Source organism: Aureibaculum algae (genome assembly GCF_006065315.1).
Lineage (GTDB): Bacteria > Bacteroidota > Bacteroidia > Flavobacteriales > Flavobacteriaceae > Aureibaculum > Aureibaculum algae.
Map to the genome: position 1 here is coordinate 2408345 of NZ_CP040749.1, position 25820 is coordinate 2434164.

Annotated in this window: 28 protein-coding genes; 18 read left to right on the forward strand and 10 right to left on the reverse strand. The window is 29.8% G+C overall.

Annotation, left to right across the window (positions count from 1 at the left end; translation table 11 throughout):
• Positions 1 to 595 precede the first annotated feature (595 nt).
• The gene (locus FF125_RS09930) at positions 596 to 1219 is read right to left on the reverse strand and encodes a CDP-alcohol phosphatidyltransferase family protein (RefSeq protein ID WP_138949627.1); all 624 of its coding nucleotides are present in this window, start codon (positions 1217 to 1219) and stop codon (positions 596 to 598) included.
• 1306 nt (positions 1220 to 2525) lie between these two features.
• On the opposite strand from FF125_RS09930, the gene FF125_RS09935 reads away from it, so the two are divergent.
• The 3 genes from FF125_RS09935 (at position 2526) to FF125_RS09945 (ending at position 5322) form a co-directional block, all read left to right on the forward strand.
• Positions 2526 to 2915, forward strand: a complete 390-nt coding sequence (locus tag FF125_RS09935; protein WP_138949628.1) for a DUF302 domain-containing protein — start codon at positions 2526 to 2528, stop codon at positions 2913 to 2915.
• Positions 2916 to 2924: 9 nt separating this feature from the next.
• Complete coding sequence (locus FF125_RS09940) at positions 2925 to 3344, forward strand: hypothetical protein (RefSeq protein ID WP_138949629.1); 420 nt, start codon at positions 2925 to 2927, stop codon at positions 3342 to 3344.
• 265 nt (positions 3345 to 3609) lie between these two features.
• Positions 3610 to 5322 (forward strand): adenosylcobalamin-dependent ribonucleoside-diphosphate reductase, encoded by a 1713-nt coding sequence (locus FF125_RS09945; protein WP_138949630.1) that lies wholly within the window; start codon positions 3610 to 3612, stop codon positions 5320 to 5322.
• Between the two features lie 6 nt (positions 5323 to 5328).
• Here the strand turns inward: FF125_RS09945 and FF125_RS09950 are convergent, their stop codons facing one another.
• The 4 genes from FF125_RS09950 to FF125_RS09965 form a co-directional block, all read right to left on the reverse strand.
• Positions 5329 to 5976 (reverse strand): phosphoribosyltransferase, encoded by a 648-nt coding sequence (locus FF125_RS09950; RefSeq protein ID WP_250629727.1) that lies wholly within the window; start codon positions 5974 to 5976, stop codon positions 5329 to 5331.
• A gap of 19 nt (positions 5977 to 5995) precedes the next feature.
• The gene (locus FF125_RS09955; protein WP_138949632.1) at positions 5996 to 6640 is read right to left on the reverse strand and encodes a dienelactone hydrolase family protein; all 645 of its coding nucleotides are present in this window, start codon (positions 6638 to 6640) and stop codon (positions 5996 to 5998) included.
• Positions 6641 to 6859: 219 nt separating this feature from the next.
• The gene (locus FF125_RS22105; protein WP_250629728.1) at positions 6860 to 7090 is read right to left on the reverse strand and encodes a DUF2267 domain-containing protein; all 231 of its coding nucleotides are present in this window, start codon (positions 7088 to 7090) and stop codon (positions 6860 to 6862) included.
• 12 nt (positions 7091 to 7102) lie between these two features.
• Positions 7103 to 7708 (reverse strand): WG repeat-containing protein, encoded by a 606-nt coding sequence (locus tag FF125_RS09965; protein WP_138949633.1) that lies wholly within the window; start codon positions 7706 to 7708, stop codon positions 7103 to 7105.
• A 334-nt stretch (positions 7709 to 8042) separates the two neighbouring features.
• On the opposite strand from FF125_RS09965, the gene FF125_RS09970 reads away from it, so the two are divergent.
• The 3 genes from FF125_RS09970 (at position 8043) to FF125_RS09980 (ending at position 10044) form a co-directional block, all read left to right on the forward strand.
• Positions 8043 to 8483, forward strand: a complete 441-nt coding sequence (locus FF125_RS09970) for an Hsp20/alpha crystallin family protein (RefSeq protein WP_138949634.1) — start codon at positions 8043 to 8045, stop codon at positions 8481 to 8483.
• 159 nt (positions 8484 to 8642) lie between these two features.
• Positions 8643 to 9080: a hypothetical protein gene (locus FF125_RS09975; RefSeq protein WP_138949635.1), complete on the forward strand. Its 438-nt coding sequence runs from the start codon at positions 8643 to 8645 to the stop codon at positions 9078 to 9080.
• Between the two features lie 403 nt (positions 9081 to 9483).
• Positions 9484 to 10044 carry a hypothetical protein gene (locus FF125_RS09980; protein WP_250629729.1) on the forward strand — a complete coding sequence of 187 codons (561 nt, stop codon included), beginning with the start codon at positions 9484 to 9486 and terminating at the stop codon, positions 10042 to 10044.
• Between the two features lie 4 nt (positions 10045 to 10048).
• Here the strand turns inward: FF125_RS09980 and FF125_RS09985 are convergent, their stop codons facing one another.
• The gene (locus tag FF125_RS09985) at positions 10049 to 11212 is read right to left on the reverse strand and encodes a THUMP domain-containing class I SAM-dependent RNA methyltransferase (protein ID WP_138949636.1); all 1164 of its coding nucleotides are present in this window, start codon (positions 11210 to 11212) and stop codon (positions 10049 to 10051) included.
• A gap of 261 nt (positions 11213 to 11473) precedes the next feature.
• On the opposite strand from FF125_RS09985, the gene proC reads away from it, so the two are divergent.
• The 7 genes from proC (at position 11474) to FF125_RS10020 (ending at position 17016) form a co-directional block, all read left to right on the forward strand.
• Complete coding sequence (gene proC / locus FF125_RS09990; protein ID WP_117880575.1) at positions 11474 to 12283, forward strand: pyrroline-5-carboxylate reductase; 810 nt, start codon at positions 11474 to 11476, stop codon at positions 12281 to 12283.
• 4 nt (positions 12284 to 12287) lie between these two features.
• A complete protein-coding gene (proB, locus tag FF125_RS09995; RefSeq protein WP_138949637.1) occupies positions 12288 to 13076 on the forward strand; it encodes a glutamate 5-kinase in 789 nt (262 codons plus the stop codon).
• A gap of 22 nt (positions 13077 to 13098) precedes the next feature.
• Positions 13099 to 14298, forward strand: a complete 1200-nt coding sequence (locus FF125_RS10000; protein WP_138949638.1) for a glutamate-5-semialdehyde dehydrogenase — start codon at positions 13099 to 13101, stop codon at positions 14296 to 14298.
• 2 nt (positions 14299 to 14300) lie between these two features.
• Positions 14301 to 15161, forward strand: a complete 861-nt coding sequence (gene ablB / locus FF125_RS10005) for a putative beta-lysine N-acetyltransferase (RefSeq protein ID WP_175418904.1) — start codon at positions 14301 to 14303, stop codon at positions 15159 to 15161.
• An 11-nt stretch (positions 15162 to 15172) separates the two neighbouring features.
• Positions 15173 to 15364, forward strand: a complete 192-nt coding sequence (locus FF125_RS10010) for a hypothetical protein (RefSeq protein ID WP_138949640.1) — start codon at positions 15173 to 15175, stop codon at positions 15362 to 15364.
• Positions 15365 to 15595: 231 nt separating this feature from the next.
• Complete coding sequence (locus FF125_RS10015) at positions 15596 to 16324, forward strand: SAM-dependent methyltransferase (RefSeq protein ID WP_138949641.1); 729 nt, start codon at positions 15596 to 15598, stop codon at positions 16322 to 16324.
• Positions 16321 to 17016, forward strand: coding sequence for a ZIP family metal transporter (locus tag FF125_RS10020; protein WP_138949642.1), 696 nt, complete (start codon positions 16321 to 16323; stop codon positions 17014 to 17016). The genes FF125_RS10015 and FF125_RS10020 overlap by 4 nt, the downstream gene beginning before the upstream one ends.
• Positions 17017 to 17147: 131 nt before the next feature.
• Here FF125_RS10020 and FF125_RS10025 read toward each other — a convergent pair whose 3' ends face one another.
• Positions 17148 to 19340 carry an ATP-dependent DNA helicase RecQ gene (locus FF125_RS10025; protein WP_138949643.1) on the reverse strand — a complete coding sequence of 731 codons (2193 nt, stop codon included), beginning with the start codon at positions 19338 to 19340 and terminating at the stop codon, positions 17148 to 17150.
• An 82-nt stretch (positions 19341 to 19422) separates the two neighbouring features.
• On the opposite strand from FF125_RS10025, the gene FF125_RS10030 reads away from it, so the two are divergent.
• The 3 genes from FF125_RS10030 to lptB all read left to right on the forward strand — a co-directional run bounded on the left by FF125_RS10030 (position 19423) and on the right by lptB (position 22075).
• A complete protein-coding gene (locus tag FF125_RS10030; protein ID WP_138949644.1) occupies positions 19423 to 20388 on the forward strand; it encodes a KpsF/GutQ family sugar-phosphate isomerase in 966 nt (321 codons plus the stop codon).
• A 1-nt stretch (position 20389) separates the two neighbouring features.
• Positions 20390 to 21217, forward strand: coding sequence for a twin-arginine translocase subunit TatC (gene tatC, locus FF125_RS10035; RefSeq protein WP_138949645.1), 828 nt, complete (start codon positions 20390 to 20392; stop codon positions 21215 to 21217).
• Between the two features lie 114 nt (positions 21218 to 21331).
• Entirely contained in the window at positions 21332 to 22075 is a 744-nt protein-coding gene (gene lptB / locus FF125_RS10040) for an LPS export ABC transporter ATP-binding protein (protein WP_138949646.1), read from the forward strand.
• Between the two features lie 67 nt (positions 22076 to 22142).
• Here lptB and FF125_RS10045 read toward each other — a convergent pair whose 3' ends face one another.
• Positions 22143 to 23024 carry an alpha/beta hydrolase gene (locus FF125_RS10045; RefSeq protein WP_138949647.1) on the reverse strand — a complete coding sequence of 294 codons (882 nt, stop codon included), beginning with the start codon at positions 23022 to 23024 and terminating at the stop codon, positions 22143 to 22145.
• Between the two features lie 20 nt (positions 23025 to 23044).
• Here FF125_RS10045 and FF125_RS10050 point away from each other — a divergent pair, with 20 nt between their 5' ends.
• On the forward strand, positions 23045 to 23665 hold the full coding sequence (locus FF125_RS10050) for an L-threonylcarbamoyladenylate synthase (protein ID WP_117880584.1): 621 nt from the start codon (positions 23045 to 23047) through the stop codon (positions 23663 to 23665).
• On the opposite strand, the gene FF125_RS10055 is transcribed toward FF125_RS10050, so the two are convergent.
• The gene (locus FF125_RS10055; protein WP_138949648.1) at positions 23660 to 24298 is read right to left on the reverse strand and encodes a hypothetical protein; all 639 of its coding nucleotides are present in this window, start codon (positions 24296 to 24298) and stop codon (positions 23660 to 23662) included. The genes FF125_RS10050 and FF125_RS10055 overlap by 6 nt on opposite strands.
• A gap of 2 nt (positions 24299 to 24300) precedes the next feature.
• The gene (locus FF125_RS10060; RefSeq protein WP_117880586.1) at positions 24301 to 24795 is read right to left on the reverse strand and encodes an RNA polymerase sigma factor; all 495 of its coding nucleotides are present in this window, start codon (positions 24793 to 24795) and stop codon (positions 24301 to 24303) included.
• A gap of 103 nt (positions 24796 to 24898) precedes the next feature.
• Between FF125_RS10060 and FF125_RS10065 the strand changes: the two genes are divergently transcribed.
• Positions 24899 to 25801 (forward strand): MerR family transcriptional regulator, encoded by a 903-nt coding sequence (locus FF125_RS10065; protein WP_138949649.1) that lies wholly within the window; start codon positions 24899 to 24901, stop codon positions 25799 to 25801.
• The last annotated feature ends 19 nt before the right edge of the window (positions 25802 to 25820 follow it).

Sequence of the window (25820 nt, forward strand, 5' to 3'; positions counted from 1 at the left end):
TAGTTAGTTAGTTGAGTTAAGATGATTGAAGAGTCGTCATATCGCTTATTGAGTTAGTGAGGGTTTTGGGTTATGTTATTCCTGAATAACCCTCACTTTTTTTATTTAAAGGAACCTCACTTAATTAAAAAAAATACTACATGAGGTTAGAATACTTATTTCACGAGTAAAATATCAATCATCGGAAATAAAGTTGACCAACTGCCCATTTTCATTAAAGTATAAAATGGCAGAAATGCTCCTACCCATGTGCGTAAAAAATCGCTCTTGCAGAATGCTCGTCAATAATTTTACACTTTATACGATAATCGATTAAGGGTGATGGGGCGAAGTGACCTGGTTGTCAAAAAATGTAACCGTTTCTCTAACAAATAGTTTATCATTCTTTAAATGCACCATGGAAAAAGAGGAAGTAATTTAATACGAATTTTTTAAAGAAATCGTATTCATAAGTGTGCAATCTATTTATTTCGTTTTTTGGCGTTCGAAAAACCCATAAAATGTATAAGTCCGTGTATAATAATGGGTAGGGTTAAGACTATTTTTATCTAATTGGAGTTTAGTTAATTGCTTTAAAATGTATTGTTTAGATCATTTATTTAAATACTTTTTTTTGGTTTGTATAGTTCTGTTTTTTACTTTTTGAAATTCGCTTATCCTTTATGGCCCAATAAACCCCTTTAATGTCAGAAACCCAGTAGTCATAGATGTAAATAAGTGCTACTTCTTCAATTGTTTCTAGAAATCCAATTACTATCATCACATAGAACATTGAGTAAATTGGACCTAAAAATAACGCCCATAGAATAAATACACCTTGTACAATTGCCGATAATTTAGCTAGATACGTATGAAAAGCAGTTGCTTTTCCATATTTGCTATAGGCAATAAGCAGTTGAATAAGATAAGGTGTAAAAGCAATTAAAATCAAAATATAATTTTCTTTGATAAAATCATATTCAAATGCAAGCAATCCCAATAGGCCCATTATAAATGTCAATTGGTCACCGAGAGAATCTAATTGCGATCCTCTGGCACTTGTGATTTTTAGTTTTCGTGCCAAAAAGCCGTCAATCATATCGGTACTATAACTAACCAATAAAGCAAACGCAAATATTTGGCGTTCACCCATTAATAATAACAATAAAAGTATAGGTATGGCAAACACTCTGTAAAAAGAAAACCAATCGGCTATATTAAAATTTTTGAAGGTGAGCATACTATAAAATCATTGTTTAGAATGAAAGATAAAAATAGTACTTATTAATATTTTTAAAAATGACTTAAGTCATTTTTAAAAATTGAGGATTGGCTTTTTTTGATATAAACATCTAAGCCATTAAATACTTACTCTTATGAAAAATATATCAATAAATGGGATTAAATATTTAAATGGTAATTTCTTTAAAATATTAAATTTGCTTTAATGACCTTAGACTAACCATGTTTAAATAGTTAGAGCCATCTCAGTAGTTTCAATGGAGACTTATAATAGAATATCACATCTTTTCAGTTAACATTAGTAGTCGTATATCTCGAGTATTTTTTACGTTTTCATTACTACTGATAAGAATCATCTTTAAAACTGATCATGGTCATTGTATACTCAATATTAGGTGTCTACATTTGTCCTATTAATCGATAAGATATGTTCTTTGAATCATTTGTTTATAAAATTACTCAAGTAAATAGATTTAACTGTAGAATTACGGTTTAAGTTATTGATTTGTAAATAAATACTGCAAACAAAATATACAATGTATTTTGACTATCTTAAAGTCGAAAAAAACAATATTAGCATGGCTATGCATGTGTTTTTAAAGCTATAGATAAACAAAATAATAGGTAAAAATGTACAGTTATTTATTTACAATGAGCTGGTTTAAATATTTTAGAATAAAGCGAAAATTAGTTGTAAATGTGCAATTTTTTTAACCAATTTAGAAAGTTTGAACCAGTTCATATCATAAATGGGTATTTAATATTAGTTTAGTGATTTAGGTTTTAATATGAATTTTTTAGATAAGATTATGTGATAAACCAATTTAGCGATAAACTAAAATAAATACTTAGGAACAGGAGGTTTCGGCTTCCTGTTCTATTTAAAATCATTTGCATGAAAAAGAAAGTTTAAGGATTTTTTTAATCCATTATAATTTGTGTATTGTTTAAAAATCAATATAAAAGTTTAAAGATGTTTTAAAAACGGCCTTAAATCCAGTGGAACAGGAAGTTTCGACTTCCTGTTCTTTTTTCCATCTTGTTTAATCAGGTAATTGCTATGAGAATTCTAAATATTCCTTTAAAACACATCATTTAAAGGCTATTGATAGCGTTCAGTAAAATTGGTTTTTACATTGTTGTGGTTTGTATAGGCCATACAAATGGTTATATGCCTAAGCCTTCATGTTAACCAAGAACAAATTCTATCAGTGAAAACAGGAAGATATGAAAATGTTTTCCTGTTTTTATTTTATAAACAGATGTGAAATAATTTAATTTAAGCTATAAATAAAATAAATATTATGGATTATTATTTTTCTAAAACATTAAACAATATTACTTTTTCTAACGCGGTAGAAAAAATAAGCCAAGAACTCCAAAAAGAAGGATTTGGTGTGCTTACTGAAATAGATATTACATCAACTTTTAAGAAAAAGTTAGATGTCGATTTTTATAATTATAAAATTTTAGGTGCTTGTCATCCTACTTTTGCATATAAAGCTCTAATGGCTGAAAATAAAATTGGTACTATGCTTCCTTGTAATGTTATTGTTCAAGAACAGAAACATGGTATAATTGAAGTTTCAGCTGTTGATCCAGTTGCATCCATGCAAGCGGTTATGAATAAATCTTTAGCCCCAATTGCTATAGAAATTAGAGATAAGTTAAAGAAAGTTATTGATAATTTATAATAAATTATTATGATAAAGCAAATAAAACACAAAACCTTTAGTCGCGATAAAAGTATTGATGAACTGCATTATAGCACAGAAAAATGGTCAGCAGAACTCGATTTTTCGGCGTTTGAATTGTCTTTTTTAAGACAATTAATAAAATCATATCCGTATAAAAATACTATTCCTAATTTATTTGAAAATATTCAATTATTTATGAAGCAGCTTGATAAGATTGAGGGCGAACTACCACTACTAATTAAAGAAATTAGAAATCATAACAATCAATTGGAGGGAAAGCTAGAATGTAACGATGTTAGTTGTGACGATTTTTACCTCGACGAATATAACCAGTTGTCCGAAAATATTTTTGACTATTTACAAGATTATAAAAACTTAAAAATTGAAATTTATAGTTTTATGCGTGGCATTATTCCTAATCCTTAATTCAAAATGAATAGTTTTCATATACTTGAATTAAAAGATGAAAATGACAAAATCAACTTTGATTTTAAATGATTTTGAAATACAACTGTAAAGATTAGCTAACTTGTATCAGATTCCAACTTTTGAAATTATAAAGAAAAGGGTTAGAAGCACACCCTTTTTATATCAGTTTTATCAAGTATATGGTATGAGTTTCTTACCCAAATAGTATGGTTCAGATGTTGAACTCGCAAATGATTATAAAACCTGAATAAATGAATGATCGATGTCAGTTTTAACAACAAATGCAAAGGAAATACTACGTGACCGGTATCTTTTAAAGGATAACGACGGAAAGATTGTTGAAACGCCACACCAATTATTTAAGCGGGTTGCTAATTTTGTGGCATCTATTGAAAAAGACAATAAAACCTATTGGGCGAATAATTTTTATCAACTTTTAAAAAATCTAGATTTTTTACCGAATTCGCCAACTTTGATGAATGCCGGATTACCGAAAGGACAATTAAGTGCTTGTTTTGTATTACCTATCCATGATAGTTTAAACAGTATTTTTACAACATTAAAAAACGCAGCATTAATTCACCAAAGTGGTGGAGGTACAGGATTTAATTTTTCGAACCTGAGACCAAAAGATGATTATATAGCTTCCTCGGGTGGATGCTCTTCTGGCCCTATCGCATTTATGAAAATTTATGATGCCGCAACAGAAAATGTAAAACAAGGAGGTAAACGTCGTGGGGCAAACATGGGCATACTTAATATTGACCATCCTGATATTGAAAGTTTTATCATATCAAAATCTAATGAAAAAGAACTTCAAAATTTTAATATTTCTGTAGGAGTAAGTGATCGTTTTATGGATGCAGTAAGAGATAATAATAACTGGAAACTTATAAACCCAAAAACCAAAAAAGTTGAAAAAGAGCTTAAAGCAACTAAATTATGGCAACTTATCGTTAAAGAAGCATGGAAAACCGGAGATCCAGGCATCGTTTTTTTAGATACTATTAATAAGCATAATCCAACACCTTATTTGGGTAAAATTGTAAGTACAAACCCTTGTGGAGAATTGCCATTACTAGCTTATGAAAGTTGTAATTTAGGTTCTGTTAATTTATCAAATATGATTACAGAAAAAAAGATTGACTGGAATAAATTGAATGATATCATTACTACAGCAATCAGGTTTTTAGACAATATTATTGATGTAAATTATTATTTATTACCGGAAATAAAATCCATAACAAAGAAAAATAGAAAAATTGGGCTAGGGGTAATGGGCTGGGCAGAAATGCTTATTAAATTAGAAATTCCTTACGCCTCATTAAAAGCAGTTGACTTAGCAGAAAAATTAATGAAATTTATTCAGGAAAAAAGTTATGAGACATCAGTACAATTGGCAAAAGAAAAAGGATTATCTCCACTATTTATAAACAGTGCATATTTTAATAAATCTCCGCTTAGAAATGCAACATGTAATAGTATTGCTCCTACAGGAACTATTTCTGTAATTGCGAACACCACCTATTCAATAGAACCTCTATTTGCCTTGGCTTATAAGCGTACTGGTATTTTAGGAGGTAAAACGCAAATTGAAGTAAATAGCTTATTTAAGGAAAAAATGAAGAAATCAGGCTTATGGTATAAAGCGTTAAAACAGCACATTTTTAAAAACGGTAGTATTAAAGATTTCAAAAACGTATCTACGGATATTAAAAAAATATTTAAAACCAGTTTAGAAATACCATTTAAATACCATTTATTACATCAAAAAGCTTTTCAAAAATATACAGATAATGCAGTATCAAAAACCATAAATCTACCCAAAAATACTACTATAAAAGATATAACAGAAATTTATTGGACAGCTTGGGAATACGGACTAAAAGGCATTACTGTATACAGATATGGTAGTAGGAACGAACAAATACTTCAAAAGTGCAATTTTGATAATTTAAAAATTGATTGCCAGTAATAATTTTTAACAATTTTGAAGATAATTATCACAAGCTTTTTTTAGTAAATCCATAACTATAATATCATCAACAGGCTTGAAATCTTGATAAAACTGACCTACTGCACGAAAATTTTGTGGAATTTCTAAACAAATAACTGTATCTACCAATGCCTGATTCTTAATTTTATCTATGGCAGATTGCGGTGCAACTGGTAAGCCAACAATAATCTTTAAAGGTTCTTGTTGAGCTATCAATGCTATGCTAGATATTAATGTATTTCCAGTAGCAACACCATCATCAACCAAAATTACTATTTTATTTTTTAACTCCAATGGAGTCATATTGCCATGATATCTTTTATGTAATGCTTTTAAAACATCCCTAATATGTTCTATTTCTTTATTAATATATTGCTGTGATACATTTTCAGCTGCCTCGGTCAATATCTCGTTGTCTAAGGTAACTGCCCCAATGGCATATTCTTTATTGGTCGGATGTCCTATTTTTTTTGAAAGCACTACTTCTAATGGCAAATTAAGTTTTTGTGCTATTTCATAAGCAACTGGTACACCCCCTTTTGGGATGGTTACAATTACTACGTTGATATTATTTTTAAATTCTGATAATTCTTCAGCAAGTAATTTACCTGCCTCTTTTCTGTTTGCAAACATTTTTATTGAGCTTATGTTTCTATTTCATAAATTTATCAAACCAATCATTGGTATGTTGAGCTACAATTTCCAATTTACCAGGCTCTTCGAATAAATGTGATGCTCCTTCAATAATATGCAGTTCACATATAGCATTCATCTCAGATTGTGCCTTTTTGTTCAAATCAATTACAACTCCATCTTTACCTCCAACAAGCAATAATGTAGGTGATTTTACTCTATTTAAATCTTCCATGGCCAAATCAGGGCGACCACCTCTGGAGACTACTCCTTTAATTTTTTCACCTAATTCTGCAGCAGCTCTTAATGCCGATGCGGCACCAGTACTTGCACCAAAATATCCTAATAAAAAATGTTTTGTATGCTCATTTTTTTCAACCCAATTTGTTACTTTAACTAACCTTTCAGTGAGTAATTGAATATTAAACCTATTTTGGTAAACCAAATATTCCTTTGGTGACAGTAAATCGAAAAGCAAACTTGAATAGCCATTTTCTAACAATAAATCAGCTACATAATTATTTCTGGAACTCAACCTGGAACTACCGCTACCGTGCGAGAAAACAATTAGTCCTTTATCTGTTTTCGCCAAACGCAAATTACCTTTTAATGTAAGATCACTAAGATTTATAGAAATTTCTTTGTATTTCTTTGCTTTCTCCATTTTTTAAAACATAATATTATGGTATATCAATGATTTTAAATCTTTCGGGAGCTCGGTTCTAATATCTTCCAACTCACCTAATGAAATGTATTTACGTAATTCAATAAAAGTATTGATAATGTACTGCTCAGCTATTTCGTCAGATTCAAAATCGTATATTGATGTTTTACCGTCAAATTCTCTTATTACATCAATAAACTCAGTTAGGTTTTTTATTTTTTATTTTTTTCTAGAAGACCATTTATTAACATAAACAGCCTTTAAAAACATTGGAAATTGGGCTATCAATTGTAAAGATTCCTCCCACGAAATCACTTCTCGTAATCCGTGTAAAATCGATGATAAAATACGTCCACCTTTTTCAGTATCATTGCCTAATCCCAATTTTTTAGTGTATTCTTTTAAAAAACCATTGGCTTCTACGGCAAATTGATTAAAATTTAGTGCCATAATTTATTTAATTTAAAATTCATGAATATCCCATTTACCATCTGTATTTTTCGTAGCAACCATTCTAGGTGCAATAAATTTAGACTCAAAACAAGGTAAATTTTTGTCTTTAAGTTGAGAAAGGTTACACTTTCGAGGATTATAAAGATATTTTACTATTTTACCAGAGGTGTCAATTATATATTCTTCTAGAATGTGACTAACTACATTAACACCTAAAAAAGGGTTTTTGCCTACTACATATTTTTCATAATTAACTATAATTGCATAACCATCTATAAAATTAGATGTTTTTACAAATTCAGGAGCAATCACTTCTTTTCCAGTTTTATCTATAAACCCGTAGAATTCAACGCCATCTACTATTTTTTTAATCATACATCTTTCTTCTTTAAAAAGAGGATATTCTTCATTATTATCACCAATACTAGAGACAATATCATCTCTATAATCAATAATTTTTTCTCCTTTTTCATTAATAAAAGCCCATTGATTGTCTTTTTTAATGGCTGCCAATCCTTCGTGGAAAGGTGCTATTTCGTCAACTCCTTCTATAATTTGTGAAAACCCTGTTGCACAAAAAATAAAACTCAATACAAATACAAATAATTTTCTCATGATTTTAGATTTTTATGGTTGTTTATAGCAAAGTTATTTTTTAATCATTGATCATAAAATGACCTTCATCAGTTTAAACGAGCGACTGACTAATATTTCAATGAATATTAAATAGAACTTTTTAATTAAAGCACTTAAACTTGTTTAGGATAGCAATCAATTTTTATAAGATGTTAAAGGCAAAGATTGGCCTATTAATAAATAGAAATAAATTGGAATGAAACTGATCTACATCATTTCATTTTAATTAGGTTGGATTTACTTTTATATTAAGATAAAAAACAGTGAACTGGGATTAAACCAGTTTAATTTATTAATTCTAAATTTTGATATTATGGCACTTATTAAATTTAACGAACGGTTTCCATTAAGTACTTCTGTATTTAATAATTTTTTGAATACTGACGATTTTTTTAATGATGATTTCTTTGCAAAAGACAGTTTAAGACCTGCAATGAACGTTAAAGAAAATCAAAATGACTTCGAAGTTGAATTGGCAGCTCCTGGCTTTGCCAAAGAAGATTTTGAAGTAACTATCGATAATAACGGACTTCATATTTCCGCTGATAAAAAAGAAGAAAATGAGGAAAAAGAAGAAGGTTATTTACGTAAAGAATTTAGCTATAAATCTTTTAAAAGATCATTACGACTACCAGAAAATGTAAACCTTGATAAAAAGGTTAAGGCCAATTACAAAAATGGAGTTTTAAAAATGAATTTATTAAAAAAGGAAGAAGCTAAAGTGTTACCTAAAAAGGTAATTGAGGTGAGTTAATTATTTTGTAATAAGGGAGGGAGGTGAAAATTCTTTCCTCCTTATTTTGTAAAAATATATTAATTATAAAAAATCAATCAATGAAATGTCAATTTATTAACTTTAAATAATTTGATATAGAATTTATGGTATTATACTTAACTAATAAAAAATAAACTCATGAAAGCTAGAATAAAAAAGCAATGGTATGGCAGACAAAAAAGTGTTGAAGAGTTACACAGTGATTGTAAATTTTGGTTGTCTGAAATAGATTTTATAAAAGATGAAATTAATTTTTTGGAACATTTGTTTGGTTTAAATTATATCGATTTTTTAGAAGCAGGTTTTGAAGAAAAAGTAGAAAAGTTGATAAAAAAAATAAAAGAGGAAAAAAATGCAGTTAATAAGATGTATCCTTTGATACAAGACCATAATAATATTTTGGCTGATTTAATGGAATCGAAAAGTGCAGAAAATAATCCCACTTATTTAGAAAGTCATTTAAAATTAGAAAAATTGATGGACCTGTATTTCGAGAAATTTAAGTCCATAAAAAAAGAGATTTTTAAGGTTGTCGAAGAGGTAACTAAAAGGAAAGAAATGAAAAAATTGGTATAAATAAATCAGATGAAATAGTAAATAAGAAAAATTGACTATTTATTTTCAGTTTTTGATGAATAGATTAGACATGATTATTGTTACGATTCTTGAAATTAAAAATCATAATAAAAATTTATATCTTATTTTTAAGTAGGTATTTTTCCTCTTAAAACGTTTTGCAGTATAGAATTTTAAATAGTGTTATATTAATATGCACTATTTATTAATAAAAAGAGCTTCACTAAAATATTCTTGGCCACCCGTACAAAAACGACAATTTAAATAAAATTTTTCCTTGTTAAATTTTATTGAATAGAATTATTGAACCTTAGAAATCAGATGTTTTAATCTCAATCTTTCCTTTTTTTCATATAATAAACCTAACTAAATTCAATAAATTTGTACATATAAATGCTATAAATTGAAAAACTTACCGTTAACTTCAAAAGACGAATTAACTAATCAAATAAAAAATTCAGGTGTAAAAACGTGGAGAGACCTAATAGATACCGTTAAAAGGATAAAGTACGGCAGAACTTCTAAAAGATCAGATTTAAATTTAGTTTGGACTGAACAAAAAGGTACTTGTAGTTCAAAACATGCTTTTTTAAAAAAAGTGGCTGATTTAAATCATATTCCAAATGTAAAACTAATGTTGTGCATGTTTAAAATGAATACGACAAACACGCCTAGTATTGGTGATGCCTTAGATGGTCAACCTATCACTTATAATCCGGAAGCTCATTGCTATTTGAGCATCGAAGACGAGAATATTGATATCACAAGTTCTGAATCTTCATTTGCCAAAATTAAAGATGATATAATCGAGCAAATTGAAATTGAACCGGAACAGGTATTTCAATTTAAAGTAGCTTATCATAAGGATTTTCTAAAAAATTGGATTTTAAAAGAAAAATGCCACCTCAGTTTTGATCAAGTTTGGAGTATTAGAGAAAAATGTATTGAAAACATGAGTAAATAGGGGGTTAGTCCTTCATATATTTTCCCTTCTTACTTCCTTCATACATTTCATACATTACCAATCTACAATCTAATTTACCGTTAAAAACCTTAATTTTTTTAGAGGTTCTTAATCCTACACTTTTTAATCCATTTTCAAAATCAGAAGTAATGAGCCATGCATTTGTACCAGGGTAACCTCGTTTCAATGTATTTCCAATTTCTTTATAGAATACTGGGACATCAATTTCTAAACGTTCACCATATGGTGGATTAAATAAGACAATGGTTTTTCCTTCTATTTCTTTTTCTGTTCTAAAGAAATTTTGTTCTTCTATGGTGATAAACTCCTCTAAATTGGCATTTTCAATATTGTCTTGAGCCTTGTATATAGCGGATGGAGATTTATCATAACCAATAATTTTTGCTGTAGATTCTCGCGTTTTTTTAAGTAACGAATTCCGAATAACATCGAACAAATCAGGGTCAAAGTCGCTCCATTTTTCAAAGCCAAATTCTCTTCGGTTAATGTTTGCCGGAATATTATTCGCAATCATCGCTGCTTCAATTAAAATAGTACCACTACCACACATGGGGTCAATAAAATGTTGTGTACCATCATAACCTGACATTAATACTAAGCCTGCAGCTAAGACTTCATTTATTGGAGCAATGTTTGTAGCACTTCTGTAACCTCTTTTATGTAATGAATCTCCAGAGCTGTCTAATGAGACGGTACAATCTCTATTGTGAATATGAATATTAATCTGTAAATCTGGATGATCTAAATCTATATTGGGACGTGATCCGACTTTATCTCTAAAATAATCAACAATTGCATCTTTTGTTTTTAAAGAAACATAATGTGAATTGGTGAAATTATCAGCATTGGCAACTGCATCAACTGCAAAAGTACCATTCACGTTAATATAATTATCCCATTTTATGGTTTGTATTTGATCATATAAATCGTGTTCATTATTAACTTTAAACTGTCGTATTGGTTTTAAGATTCTTACTGCGGTTCTTAATGCCAAATTTGCCTTATACATAAAACCTTTATCACCAGAAAAAGTAACGTTTCGTATGCCTATTTTGACGTCCATTGCACCAAGGTTACGCAACTCTTTTGCAAGTATTTCTTCAAAGCCAAATAAGGTTTTGGCTAACATTTTAAAATTTTCGTTCATTCTATTAGATCTATTAAATAACTAAACCTCTGTTTAACAGTGATTTAGTAGTTTTGTGAATAGCAGTATTTAATGATTAACATTTATTACAGCCCAAAAATACATTTATTAAAATAGTTAACCTTATTTATTGAGTTATTCTGTTTATAAACTTTATGAATTATTGGTATCGTAATTCTATTTTATTAAAAGACTATTCGCTTGGATTAGAGTGCATATTTGTTAAGTTATAGACTAGAATATTAAATAAAACAAATTTAAATGAAAGTATTAGTTATTGGAGCAGGGAATATGGGTTTAACCTATGCAGAAGGAATGTCTAAATCAAAAATGCTTAAGAAAAATCAAATTATGATTTTGGACAACTCCAAAGAAAAATTAGAGGAACTACATCAAATTTCACATTTTGATGCTTATAAAAATTTGGAAGATTGTGTGCCAGAAGCTGATATTATTTTTATCGCTGTAAAGCCATATCACGCTGAAGAGCTTTTTGGTAGAATGGCTACGCTAGTAAAACCAGAACAAATAATTATATCAATTATGGCGGGGGTAACCATTGATACCATAAAAAAACTTACGGGACTAGAAAAAATAGTGAGAGCAATGCCAAATTTACCTGCACAAGTAGGTAAAGGCTTAACTTCTTATGTCACCTCTAAAAGCGTTTCTAGAATAGAACGCCTTACAGTTGAGAGTCTACTAGACTCCACAGGCAAATCCATTTTAGTAAGTAACGAGAAATTTATTGATGCTTCTACTGGGATATCAGGTAGTGGTCCTGCTTACGTATTTTACTTTATGCAAAGTATGACTGAAGCCGCTTTACAAATGGGGTTTTCAGAAAGTGTTTCTAAAGTGTTAGTAAGTCAGACTTTTACGGGTGCTGTTGAACTTTTTAATCAATCTTCGCTATCTGCAAATTCTTGGATGCAAAAAGTGGCTTCCAAAGGAGGTACAACAAGAGCTGCTTTAGATTCGATGGAAGATAATAATGTAAATGAATTGATAAAAGAAGCAGCATATGCCGCTTTTAATCGTGCCATTGAAATGGGAAAGGAAAATAAATAAAAATATGTATAAACAGAGAATAGTAATTAAGGTTGGTACAAATGTAATGACCAACAAGGATAATAGAATTGTGAGACCTGTATTACGAAGACTGGTTAGTCAAATTGCTGAACTGTATGAGCGTAATATTATTTGCGTTCTGGTATCATCAGGTTCCGTAATCGCGGGTAAAGAAATTTTAGGAAAATCAAAAATTAAGGATAAAACGCAACGGCGACAAGTATATTCCGCCATTGGTCAACCTAGAATGATGCGGTTGTACTATAATATTTTTCAAGATTATGGAATGAAGTGTGCACAGGTATTACCCACCAAGCGTGATTTTAACCCAGGTGTGCATCGTGAAAATATGATTAAATGTTGTGAAGGTTTGTTATCTGAAGGCGTTATACCAATTGCGAATGAAGATGACGCCGTTTCGGTAACAATGTCTATGTTTTCCGATAATGACGAATTGGCTAGTTTGGTGGCTCAATTATTAAATGCCGATAAGCTAATTATATTAACAGATATTGATGGCTTGTATAATGGACATCCTGATTCTGAAAAAAGTGAACTTATTGAAAATGTAGGTGTACAAGAAAATGTTAATAGATACATCAAAGAAAGTAATAAAGGGGAAGCCGAAGGTCGCGGTGGAATGGGCTCAAAACTCGATTATGCTCAAGAGGCGGCAGCAAATAATATACCCACGTATATCGCCAATGGTAAAAAAGATAATACCATCATTGATATCATTGATGGCAAAAATGTGGGTACTAAAGTGGCTAAAATTAAAACACTTCAACATTAATAAATTTAGAAAAATTATATACATGAAATTATTAGAAACAGATATAAAAAATAAGGTACTGAATTCAATGATGGTCATATTAGATGAAAATCGTGAAGATTTAATAGTAGCGAATAAAAAGGATTTAGAAGCTTTTCAAAAAGAAGATCAGGCAATGTATGATAGGTTGATTGTAAATTCTAAAAAAATTGATGGAATGATACAAGCTATCAAAGAAGTAGAAGCTCAAGAAGACCCTGTAAATCAGGTGATTTCAAATAATGTTCTAGAAAACGGATTAAAAATTGTAAATAAAACGGCACCGTTTGGTACGATTATGATTATCTATGAATCTCGGCCAGATGTAACTGTTGAAGCAAGTATACTTGCTTTTAAAGCAAATAGTAAAATTTTGCTAAAAGGTGGTAAAGAAGCCATACAGAGTAATACGGTATTAGTCAATTTTTGGCATAAAGCCTTAAAAGAGAGTAATTTACCTGCTGATTATGTTCAGTTGTTGAATATGGATAGAGTAGCCACTCAGAAATTTTTAAAAAATCCGACTGAGAAATTAGATCTAATTGTTCCCCGTGGTGGAGAAAAATTAATTGCCTTTGTTAAGGAACATGCTAAGTGCCCTGTACTTATTAGTGGGAGAGGTAATAATTTTTTATATGTTGATGAAAATGCCGATTGGCAAATGAGTCTAAAAGTAATACTTAATGCAAAAATGGATAAAATTTCTGCCTGCAACGCCCTAGATAAAATATTAATTAACAGGAAAATTAAAAATTACAATGAAAAATTGCACGAATTACAACGTGTTTTATCGGATAACAATATTGACATTCTAGTTGATGAGAAAATCAATGAAGTTTTAATTAATGAAACATTAATTCAGGAAGATGCAATTTGGTATGAAGAGTTTTTGTCTATGAAATGTTGTATTGGTGAAGTTGAAACACCGAAAGAAGCAATCTGTAAGATTAATAAATATTCAGGAGGTCATTCTGCATCAATTATTACAAGTAATGACAAAACTGCATTAGATTTTATGCAACAGGTAGATAGTGCAGCGGTCTATCAAAATGCATCTACTCGATTTACTGATGGTGGTAAAATGGGGGTTGGTGCTGAATTAGCAATCAGTACTGATAAATTGCACCATAGAGGTCCTCTAGGTCTAAAACAGCTGGTAACAAATAAGTATTATATGTTTGGTGATGGTCAAATAAGAGAATGAAAATGAAAATAAATAGAATGAATTTTGATATTCTCGAAGAAATTGAAGGAACACTTATCCATCATGGTCCAGTAAATAACAGGGTTTACTTTATGGATTTTAAATATAATGATTTTGATAAAATCATTACGAATGTAAACCGATTAGCAAATAAGAAGAAGTACGATAAAATTATTGGCAAGGTACCAGAAAGTGGATTACAACAATTTCTAGTGAAGGGTTTTAAGGTTGAGGCAAAAATTCCAAATTTATTTAAAGATGCTACAGGATACTTTATTTCTGAATATTTGAATAAAAAGCGAGAATATTGCAGTCTGAATACAGTGAAAATAATTGAATCCGTAAAAAAAATTGCGTTAGCAGCTACTTTAGATAATCAAAATGAGAGCTTGCCTTTAGCATATGATTTAAGAAAATTGAAATCAAAAGATTTAGAAAGATTGAGTGATTTAAATAAATTATCTTTTAAAACCTATGCTTTTCCTATATGTGAAATAGAATATCTTAAAGAATGTTTACAAAATAATTATGAGTTTTATGGAGCTTATAAAGACTCAAAATTAGTGATTTCTGCTATGGTGAAAATTGATAAGAAAGAATCTAATGCAGAAGTTATTGATTTTGCCATACACCCTAATTATAGAGGGCAAAATTTATCGTTTTATGTCATGAACAAAATAAAAGAAGCGATTATTGAAAAAGGATTAAATACATTATATGCTATGGTAAGATCAACTTCTTATGGATTGAACATAACTTTTGCAAAACAAGGTTTTATTCCGGGAGGTACATTAATTAACAATACGTTGGTAGAAAACTCCCTTGAAAATATGAATGTTTGGTATTTAAATTTAAATAAATAAAATTATAAAATATGAAATTAATATATGTAAAACGGAGCACAAAAACAGAAATACGTTATACAAGAAAAATGGGTCAGTTAAAATCTAGAGTTACTTATATAAAAAAATATGCCTTGGGTTTTCCGATAAAAATAGTACATAAATATAGAGAAACGTATTACGGTAAAGTCAAAGATTGTGACGAAATTATTTTGTCTAAATAACATGAAGCTTTTAATTGTAAGCATTGTGTATTATCAGTACTTGGTTTAGTTTTAAGTAAAATTTTATTTACTATATGATGCCTATAAAAATATGCAAGTTATTGAAGAATAGAGAACTGTTATTTTAATGATTAAGGTACAGCATGAAAATAAATCAAAGAGGCTTGTCAAATATTAAAATTGAAACTTGTAACCTAAAAGCAATTCCTTACTTTTGCTTTTTTAATAGTTATGAAAGAAAAACAGGAGTGGTTTAAAGATTGGTTTGACACAACGTATTATCATATTTTGTATCAAGATCGAAATGATGATGAAGCACAAAACTTTATGAAACATCTCATTTCTTTTTTAGAATTAGAAAAGAACAGCAAAATTTTAGATTTACCTTGCGGTAGAGGAAGACATTCTGTTTTTTTAAATCAATTGGGTTTTGATGTAATTGGTGCTGACCTTTCAGAAAACAGTATTGCTTTTGCAAAACAGTTTGAAAATGAAACATTACATTTTAAGATTCACGATATGCGTGATTCTTTTGAAACGAAATTTGATGCTATTTTTAACTTATTTACAAGTTTTGGATATTTTGATGATGCCGAAACTAATATTCAAGTATTAAAGAATTTAAAAAACGGATTAAAAGAAAATGGCTTGTTGGTTATTGATTTTTTAAATGTTGATTATGTCAAAAAACACATAGTATATACGGAATCTGTGTCTAGAAACGATATTGATTTTAATATTAGTAGAACTGTTGATGGCAATGCCATTATAAAAGATATTCGTTTTTTTGCTGATGGTAGAGATCATCATTACACGGAGAAAATCAAATTTTTACCTCTTGAAACATTAAAGGAATACTTTAAAACTGCTGGTTTACATTTAAAACACACTTTTGGGTCGTATGCTCTTGAAGATTTTAATGTTGATAAATCTAGTCGCTTAATACTTCTATTAGAATGAATTTTATAGCTTTAATTTTATCTGTTTTAATTGGTGTTCTGGTTGTTATTTCTTTAAAGCCAAGTACTAAAATAATCCAACTTTTTTTATCATTCAGTGGTGCGTATCTATTATCTATGACGGTACTGCATTTATTACCAGAGGTATATGAATCGCATAAAGAAAATGTTGGCATTTATATTCTAATTGGAATTTTAATACAAACAATATTAGAATATTTTTCGAAAGGGGCAGAGCACGGTCATATTCATGTTCATAACCATTCTCATATTAAAAAAGTACCATGGTTATTGTTTTTGAGTTTATGTATTCATTCTTTTTTGGAAGGAATACCACTTAATCTAGCTCAAAACAATTTATTATTGTGGGCAATTGTTATTCATAAGATACCAGTAACTATTGTACTAACCGTTTTTTTATTACAATCTACATTATCAAAAAAGTTAATTTATACTTTTATTATCTTATTTGCACTAATGAGTCCGATGGGGCTGTTATTCAGTTCTAAAATTCCATTTTTCGAAATTTATCACACACAAATAACAGGTATAATTATTGGAGTTTTCTTGCATATAGCCACAGCAATATTATTTGAAAGTTCTCAAAACCATCAATTTAATATCAGAAAATTTATTGCAGTGTTGTTGGGGTTCACTATTGCATTTTTAGGTACTCAACTAGGAGGGCATTAAATAATTTGAGAATAACGTCTCTAAAATAGAATAGTAATTATTTATAAATTTTAGTAATCTAAAATAAAAAAGCTCATGAAGTTATTCATGAGCTTTTATTTTTGTTAAAGTGTATGTGACTTTTAAATTTATTAATTGGCTACTTCACTTATAAATTTAATTCGCATTAGACGTAATTCTTCTTCATCATAATCGCCATCAAACTCATCGAGTGCTTCTTGAATTTTATCAGTATCAGCTTCCATAAAATAATCATGAATTTCTTCTTGCTGATCTTCATCAAGTAAATCGTCTAAACTATAATTAATATTTATTTTAGTACCTGAATAAACAATACGTTCCATCTCTTTGGTAAGCTCAATCATTGATAAGCCCTTTGATTTTGCGATATCTATCAATGGAAGTTTTCTATCGGTATTTTGTATAATATATAATTTTAAAGCGGAATTAACACCCGTTGTTTTTACAATAAGATCATCAGGTCTTGTGATGTCATTATCGGTAACATAACGCTGAATTAAGTCTACAAATTCTTTACCGTATTTTTTTGCTTTACCTTCACCTACACCATGTACATTAGCTAATTCTTCTAGGTTAATGGGGTACTTCATGGTCATGTCTTCCATCGAAGGGTCTTGAAAAACGGCAAAAGGGGGTACATTTTTACGTTTCCCCACTTTTTTACGTAAATCTTTTAACATAGACATGAGCTGTTGATCAACTGCGGCTCCAGATGCTTTACTGTTTGTAATAATATTGCTATTATCATCATCTCCATAAAAATGATCTTCAGTCATCATAAATGACGTTGGGTTTTCAATATAATCTAAACCTTTTTGAGGGATTTTCAATACACCGTATTGTTCAATTTCTTTAGATATATAGCCTGCTACCAATACTTGACGAATTAAAGCCATCCAAAATACGTTTTCTTTATTTTTTCCTACACCAAAATAAGTTTGTTCGTCAGTTCTTCTTGATTTTAATAAAGCATTTGACTTTCCTATTAAAGTATTAACTACTTCTTTAGACTTGTATTCTTCTTTTGTATCTCTTATGGTTTCTAATAATATTTTAACCTCATTTTTAGCCTCTACTTTCTTTTTCGGATTTCTAACATTATCATCCATATCAGCTCCGTCACCATTTTTCTCATCAAATTCTTCTCCAAAATAGTGCAATAAAAATTTACGACGAGACATTGATGTTTCTGCATAAGAAACCACCTCTTGTAGCAAGGCATGACCAATTTCTTGCTCGGCAACAGGTTTTCCAGACAAGAATTTTTCTAACTTTTCAATATCCTTATAGGCATAAAAAGCAAGGCAATGACCTTCGCCACCATCTCTACCACCTCTACCAGTTTCTTGATAATAACTTTCTAAACTTTTAGGAATATCATGATGTATTACAAAACGAACATCAGGTTTATCTATCCCCATTCCAAAAGCAATAGTAGCTACTACGACATCTACATCTTCCATCAAAAACATATCTTGATGTTTGGCTCTGGTTTTACCATCTAAACCTGCATGATAAGGTACAGCCTTTATTCCGTTAACGATGAGCACATTTGCTATCTCTTCAACTTTTTTTCTACTTAGACAGTAAATAATTCCTGACTTGTCTTTAAAATCTCGAACAAATCTGATAATATCTTTTTCTACATCTTTAGTTTTTGGCCTTATTTCATAATATAAATTAGGTCGGTTAAAAGAAGCTTTATAAGTTGTAGCATCTGTAATGGCTAAATTCTTTAAAATATCTTCTTGAACTTTTGGAGTAGCCGTAGCGGTAAGTCCTATAATAGGAACATCATCTATACGTTCAATTATTTTTTTAAGATTTCTATATTCAGGTCTAAAGTCATGTCCCCATTCAGAAATACAATGGGCTTCATCAATAGCTACAAAGGATATTTTTTGAGTTTTTAAAAAATCAATGTATTCCTCTTTCGTTAAAGATTCTGGAGCTACATATAATAATTTTGTTACGCCTGATTTTATATCATTCATTACCCGTGCCACATCTCCTTTATTTAAGGAAGAATTTAGCACATGGGCAATACCTTCATCTTCAGAAATACCTCTTATGGCATCTACTTGATTCTTCATCAAAGCGATTAAAGGCGATACTACAATTGCGGTACCTTCTTGTATTAATGCCGGTAATTGATAGCATAAAGATTTTCCGCCACCAGTAGGCATTATAACAAAGACATCTTCTTTATTTATAATACTTCTAATAACTTGCTCTTGTAAACCTTTAAATTTGGTGAATCCAAAATATTGTTTTAAGGCGTCGTGTAAGTTTAAATTTGTCACTCTTTTTATTATTTATCTATAATTTTAGATACATTTGCAACTAAAGATACTACTTTATTTTTATATACTAATAATTTCCATTTTGAATACTAAAAAAGATATTTTAGAAATTGCCAAAAATAGTATTACTATCGAAAGTAAGGCGATAGCGAATTTAATAAATTTTTTGAACAAAGATTTCGAAAATGCTGTTAAATTTATTCTTAAATCGAAAGGTCGCGTTATTGTTACAGGGATTGGTAAAAGTGCCAATATTGCCACAAAAATAGTTGCAACGTTAAATTCAACAGGAACTCCTTCAATATTTATGCACGCGGCAGATGCAATTCATGGTGATTTAGGGATTGTACAAAAAGATGATATAGTGATCTGTATTTCAAAAAGTGGTAATACACCAGAAATAAAAGTGTTATTACCATTAATAAAAGATTCAAAAAATAAAATTATTGCCATTACTGGTAATTTAGAATCCTATTTGGCTACCCAAGCCGATTTTGTTTTAAACTCTTTTGTTGAACAAGAAGCTTGTCCAAATAACTTGGCACCAACTACCAGTACTACCGCTCAATTGGTTATGGGTGATGCGTTGGCCATTTGTTTGTTGGAAATGAAAGATTTTACAAGTAAAGATTTTGCAAAATATCACCCAGGTGGTACATTGGGCAAAAGATTATATCTTAGAGTTTCTGATTTGATAGAGAAAAATACAAAGCCTATTGTAAAACCAGATGATTCAATTACCACGGTAATTATTGAGATTTCAGAAAAACGATTGGGAGCTACTGCTGTCATTGAAAATGGTGCTATTATCGGTATAATTACCGATGGTGATATAAGAAGAATGCTTAGAAATAGTAACGACTTTACCCACTTGACAGCAAAAGAAATTATGGGTAAAAACCCAAAAGTTATCGGGTCAGATGCTATGGCTGTTGCGGCACTAAATATTATGGAGAGCAATAATATTACACAATTATTGGTTGCGGATGGCGAAGAATATAAAGGAGTAGTACATTTACATGATTTAATAAAAGAAGGTATAATTTAAGATGGCGAAGAAAAAGACTAAAGAACAAAAGGAAATGTCTTTCTTAGACCATCTTGAAGTACTGAGGTGGACTTTAGTGAGGTCAACATTAGCGGTACTTGTAATGAGTTCTATCGCTTTTTTAATGAAATCATTTATCTTTGACGTGATTATTTTTCTTCCCAAAGACCCTCAATTTATCACGTATAGGTTTTTATGTAATCTTTCACAAAGGTTTGGTACCGATGGTTTGTGTATAGAGGAAATACCTTTTATAGTGCAAAGTAGAACCATGGCAGGGCAGTTTTCTGCTCATATTTGGACGTCAATTACGGTAGGGTTTATTGCGGCGTTTCCATTTATTTTATGGGAAATTTGGAAATTTATAAAGCCAGCATTGTATGTAAAAGAAAGGAAACATGCCAGAAGTTTTATTATAATATCTTCGTTATTGTTCTTTTTAGGTGTATTATTTGGTTACTTTTTAATAACACCGTTGTCTATAAACTTTTTAGGATCTTATAGAGTTTCTATGCAAGTGGAGAATAATACTGATATAAGTTCATACATTGGTTTACTTAGAGCTTCAGTTTTAGCCGCAGGTTTAATTTTTGAAATGCCTGTTATTATCTATTTTCTTGCAAAAATGGGAATAGTAACTCCTGAGTTTTTGAGAAAATATAGAAAGTATGCCATTGTGGTGTTACTTTTATTAGCGGCAATTATTACACCACCGGATGTTGTTAGTCAATTTATTGTAGCAATACCAATGGCTATTTTATATGAAGTAAGTATAATTATAGCAAGTGTAATGGCAAGAAAAGCAAGAAAAAGGGCAGCGAAGGCTTAATTTTTTTTTGATGAAATGTGATAAGCAAGTAAGGGAACGATAAGAAAATAAAGAATCCAATAGAAGTAAAAAGTATTGGATTAAATGATAAATAAAAATTGTTAAATAAAGCTAATGATTTTAAGAGCGGAGAATATTGAAAAAACTTACGGTAGCAGAAAGGTTGTAAAAGGCATCTCGTTACAAGTAGAACAAGGTGAAATTATCGGTTTACTCGGTCCAAATGGAGCAGGTAAAACCACTTCTTTTTATATGATTGTTGGGATGGTAAAACCTAACGAAGGCAGAATCTTTTTAGACGATGAAGATATTACGGATGATTCGATGTACAAACGTGCTCAAAAAGGAGTAGGGTATTTAGCTCAAGAAGCTTCCGTATTTAGAAAACTTTCTGTAGAAGATAATATACTTTCCGTTTTACAATTTACTAAATTATCTAAAAGGGCACAAAAGGAAAAATTAGAATCGCTCATTGAAGAATTCAGTTTAGGTCATGTAAGAAAGAATAGAGGTGATTTGTTATCAGGTGGAGAACGTCGTAGAACAGAAATTGCTCGAGCATTAGCATCTGACCCGAACTTTATTTTATTAGACGAACCTTTTGCCGGAGTAGACCCAATTGCAGTAGAAGACATTCAAAGTATTGTTTCGCATTTAAAAGATAGAAATATTGGTATTTTAATTACCGATCATAATGTTCAAGAAACGCTTGCTATTACTGATAAAACCTATTTAATGTTTGAAGGTGGTATTCTTAAAGAAGGAACACCAGAAGAATTGGCTGCTGATGAAATGGTAAGAAAGGTATACCTAGGCGAGAGTTTTGAGTTAAAAAAGGTAAAACAGAAAATGAAATAAAACTTCGGTTTTCAACAAGAATACTATTTTTATCGATTGTATTTCTGGTATGATAATCTTAATTCCACTAAAAGTTTGCCTGAATAAAAGCTCTTAGCTTTTCAGTAGTGTCTAATAAATTTGCACCTTCCCAACCGTGACCTTCACCACTATAAAGAGTGAATTCATTGGTCACACCAAGTTCATCTAATTTGGCATGCATATCTATTCCTTGAGAAGAGGGAATTAAAGGATCTTCATCACCATAAAACAGTAGCGTAGGCGGTGCATCTTCAGTAACTACGTGGTAAGGACTATTAGCTATATAAAATTGTGAATTTTGTTCAAAACTTACTCCAGTAATTGCTTGTATTTGTAAGGCTAAAAACAAATAAGTAAGCTCCGTTGGGTTCACATAAGCGTTATCCGTAAAATTTGTTGGTCCTACAATACTACAAACCATTTCAACATCTTTATTTGTATCATATGAATAGCTATAAAGCATTCCTAAATGTGCACCGGCACTTGTACCAATAAAAGCATAATTATTAGCTATTTGATATTCATCCTTTTTTGCTTTTAATTGTGCTATTACGGCTTTAATATCATCAATTTGCATTGGAAACGGGCTATTACCCTGAGATGCCAATCGATAATTTATAGTAACAATAGCATAATCAGGTGATTCTTGTTGTAATTCTGGTATAAAATCTTTCATATCCTTTTTGTCACCTTCAACCCATCCGCCTCCATGCACTAAAATAAATACTTTTGTTGCTTGTGTTGTTCTTCCTTTTGGAAGATAAATGTCGTATTTTTGCTCTGCATGATCACCATATGAAACATCTATTATTTCAGATTTTTCTAATTCAATTTCGGAATTAGGAGCATCATCGGTACAGGAAATAAATAAAAGTAATAGTGCTGAAATGGAAAATGTTATTATTATTTTATTAATTTTATACTGCATAATTGTAGTTTTATCTTAAAATGGCTCAATTCATAAAAATATACAACGAAAACCCAAACCCTAAGGAAATCAGCAAGGTAGTTGAAGTTCTTAGAAAAGGAGGTTTAATTATTTACCCCACAGATACCATTTACGGCTTAGGGTGCGATATTACTAACGCCAAAGCAATGAGTAAAATTGCACGCATAAAAGGGATAAAATTAGAGAAAGCCAACCTTTCATTTATTTGTAACGATTTAAGTCATTTATCTGATTATGTAAAGCAAATTAACACACCAACGTATAAAATTTTAAAAAGAGCTTTACCTGGGCCTTATACATTTGTTTTACCAGGTAATAATAATTTACCTAAAGCTTTTAAGAATAAAAAAACGGTGGGTATTAGAGTTCCGGATAATAATATAATCCGTGAAATAGTTAAGGAATTAGGTAATCCTATTGTTTCAACATCTATCCGTGATGATGATGATGTTATTGAATACACTACAGATCCAGAATTAATTTTTGAGAAATGGCAAAAATTAGTAGATATTGTTATTGATGGTGGTTATGGAGATAACCAACCATCAACTGTCATCGATTTATCTGAAGATGAAATAGAAGTAATTAGAGAGGGTAAAGGGAGTTTAGATATTTTATAAAGCAACATCATTACTAACCAATTCTTTATAATTACTATTTAGTTTCTTCAATAAAAAGCCATATATCAATTGATAAAACAACCAAAATAGTACTACCAAAACCAAGGTGATAATTACAGATAATACCCATACAACGAGCATGTTGGTGTCTTGTGGTAATTGTTCTAGAAAATTTTCAGAATGAAAAATTTTATAAAATAAAATAGAAGAAATTACAGGTATCAGTGCTAAATTAAACCATATATAATACTTTACAATTTTTCTAGTTTTTAAAATGTTTTGTAACAGTAATTTAGAACTTACGTTGGTAGCGATGGTTTTATAATTCTTGTAAAATAAGTAGATAAAGTATATAATTACCACATAGTAAAAAACATAAAATGATTTTATGTAATAGGAGTTCATAAAATTAGTTAATCCTAAATTTTCCAATTCTTCTGCAGACCCCATTTTTCCAGTAAATAATGAGATGAGTATCGGAATAACCAATTCTAAAACACTAATTATAAAAATCCATTTTACAATGGAAGATGATTTTTTATGAATAATTTTTGATAGTGCGTCTTTAGATAACCTAGGGTTGACACTATCTTGTCTTTTCCAATCTTTTTTTAATAAATCTAGTTGATCCATATTTACGGATTAAGTATGTTTTTTAATTTAGTTTTTACTCTATTCATTTTTACTCTAGCATTTACTTCACTAATCCCCATCATTTCAGAAATTTCTTTATAATTTTTTTCTTCTAGGTAAAGTAGTACTAAAGCTTTATCAATATCTGACAATTGATAAATTGCTTTGTATAATAATTTTAATTGCTCTTCTTCGGTATCATCATAATCAACAGACTCAATTTTGTGTAAAACAGAATCAAAATCTTGCGTTTTAATTGAGCGTTTCGATTTTCTATAAATAGTTATTGCTGTATTTAATCCAACTCTATACATCCAAGTACTAAACTTAGAATCTCCTCTAAATTTGGGATAGGCTTTCCATAACTGAATACTGATTTCTTGAAATAAATCATTATGAGCATCTTTATTGTTGGTATAGATCCGACAAACCTTATGCACTATATTTTGATTTTCTTCTAAATCTGAAATAAATTTTAGCTCTAATTCTTTGTTCACTGGTGGTTGATTTCAAGGTATTAGTAGTGTAAAATTACGTTTTGTTACAAGAATCTTAAATAATAAATAAAAAAACGTACATTTGTTTTACAATAATCCAATTATGTTAAACAATATTAAAACTAAATTTTCTATAAAGGACTTAGAAAATTTCACAGGAATTAAACCTCATACCATTAGAATTTGGGAAAAAAGGTATAATTTACTTGAACCTTCTCGAACAGATACCAATATAAGATATTATAATGGTGATAATTTTGTAAAATTATTAAATATTAATTTATTGTATAATAATGGTTTCAAAATTTCGAAAATAGCCGATTTCTCAGAGGATGTGTTGCTCTTGAAAGTTAAGGAGTTAACTACTGACAAAGCGTTAGAAGACGGAGTTATAAATGAGTTTAAGATTGCAATGCTCAAGTTTGATGCCGTTGCATTTAATGAAGCTTACAATAAATTATTAGCATATAAATCTTTTAGAGAAATATTTTTAGAAGTATTTATTCCTTTATTAATCCAAATAGGATTTTTATGGCAGCATAAATCAATTAAACCAGTACATGAACATTTTGTTTCAAATTTGATTATGCAAAAAATACAATCGAATATTGAGCGTAGCCAAGTAACCAGTTTTAAAGAAAATGAAAAGACATTTGTATTATTTTTACCTATGAAAGAAATACATGAACTGGGGCTTTTGTATTTGCATTACGAATTGATATTACGTGGTTATCATTCAATTTACTTAGGTCAAAATATTGCTATTGATGCAGTACAAGACATAAAACCTTTATATAGTAATGTTCAATTTATTTCGTATTTTACGGTGGAACCTAATGAAAATGATATCGGACAGTATTTAGAAGACATAAATGAGAAGTTACTGAAAGGAACAGATAATAATTTTTGGTTTTTAGGAAGGAAATCTTCTCAATATGAAAAATCAAAATCTTACGCACAAATTGAGGCTATTGGTTCACTAGTGCAGGCCTTAGATAAAATATAAATAATATAATTTTGTTTTG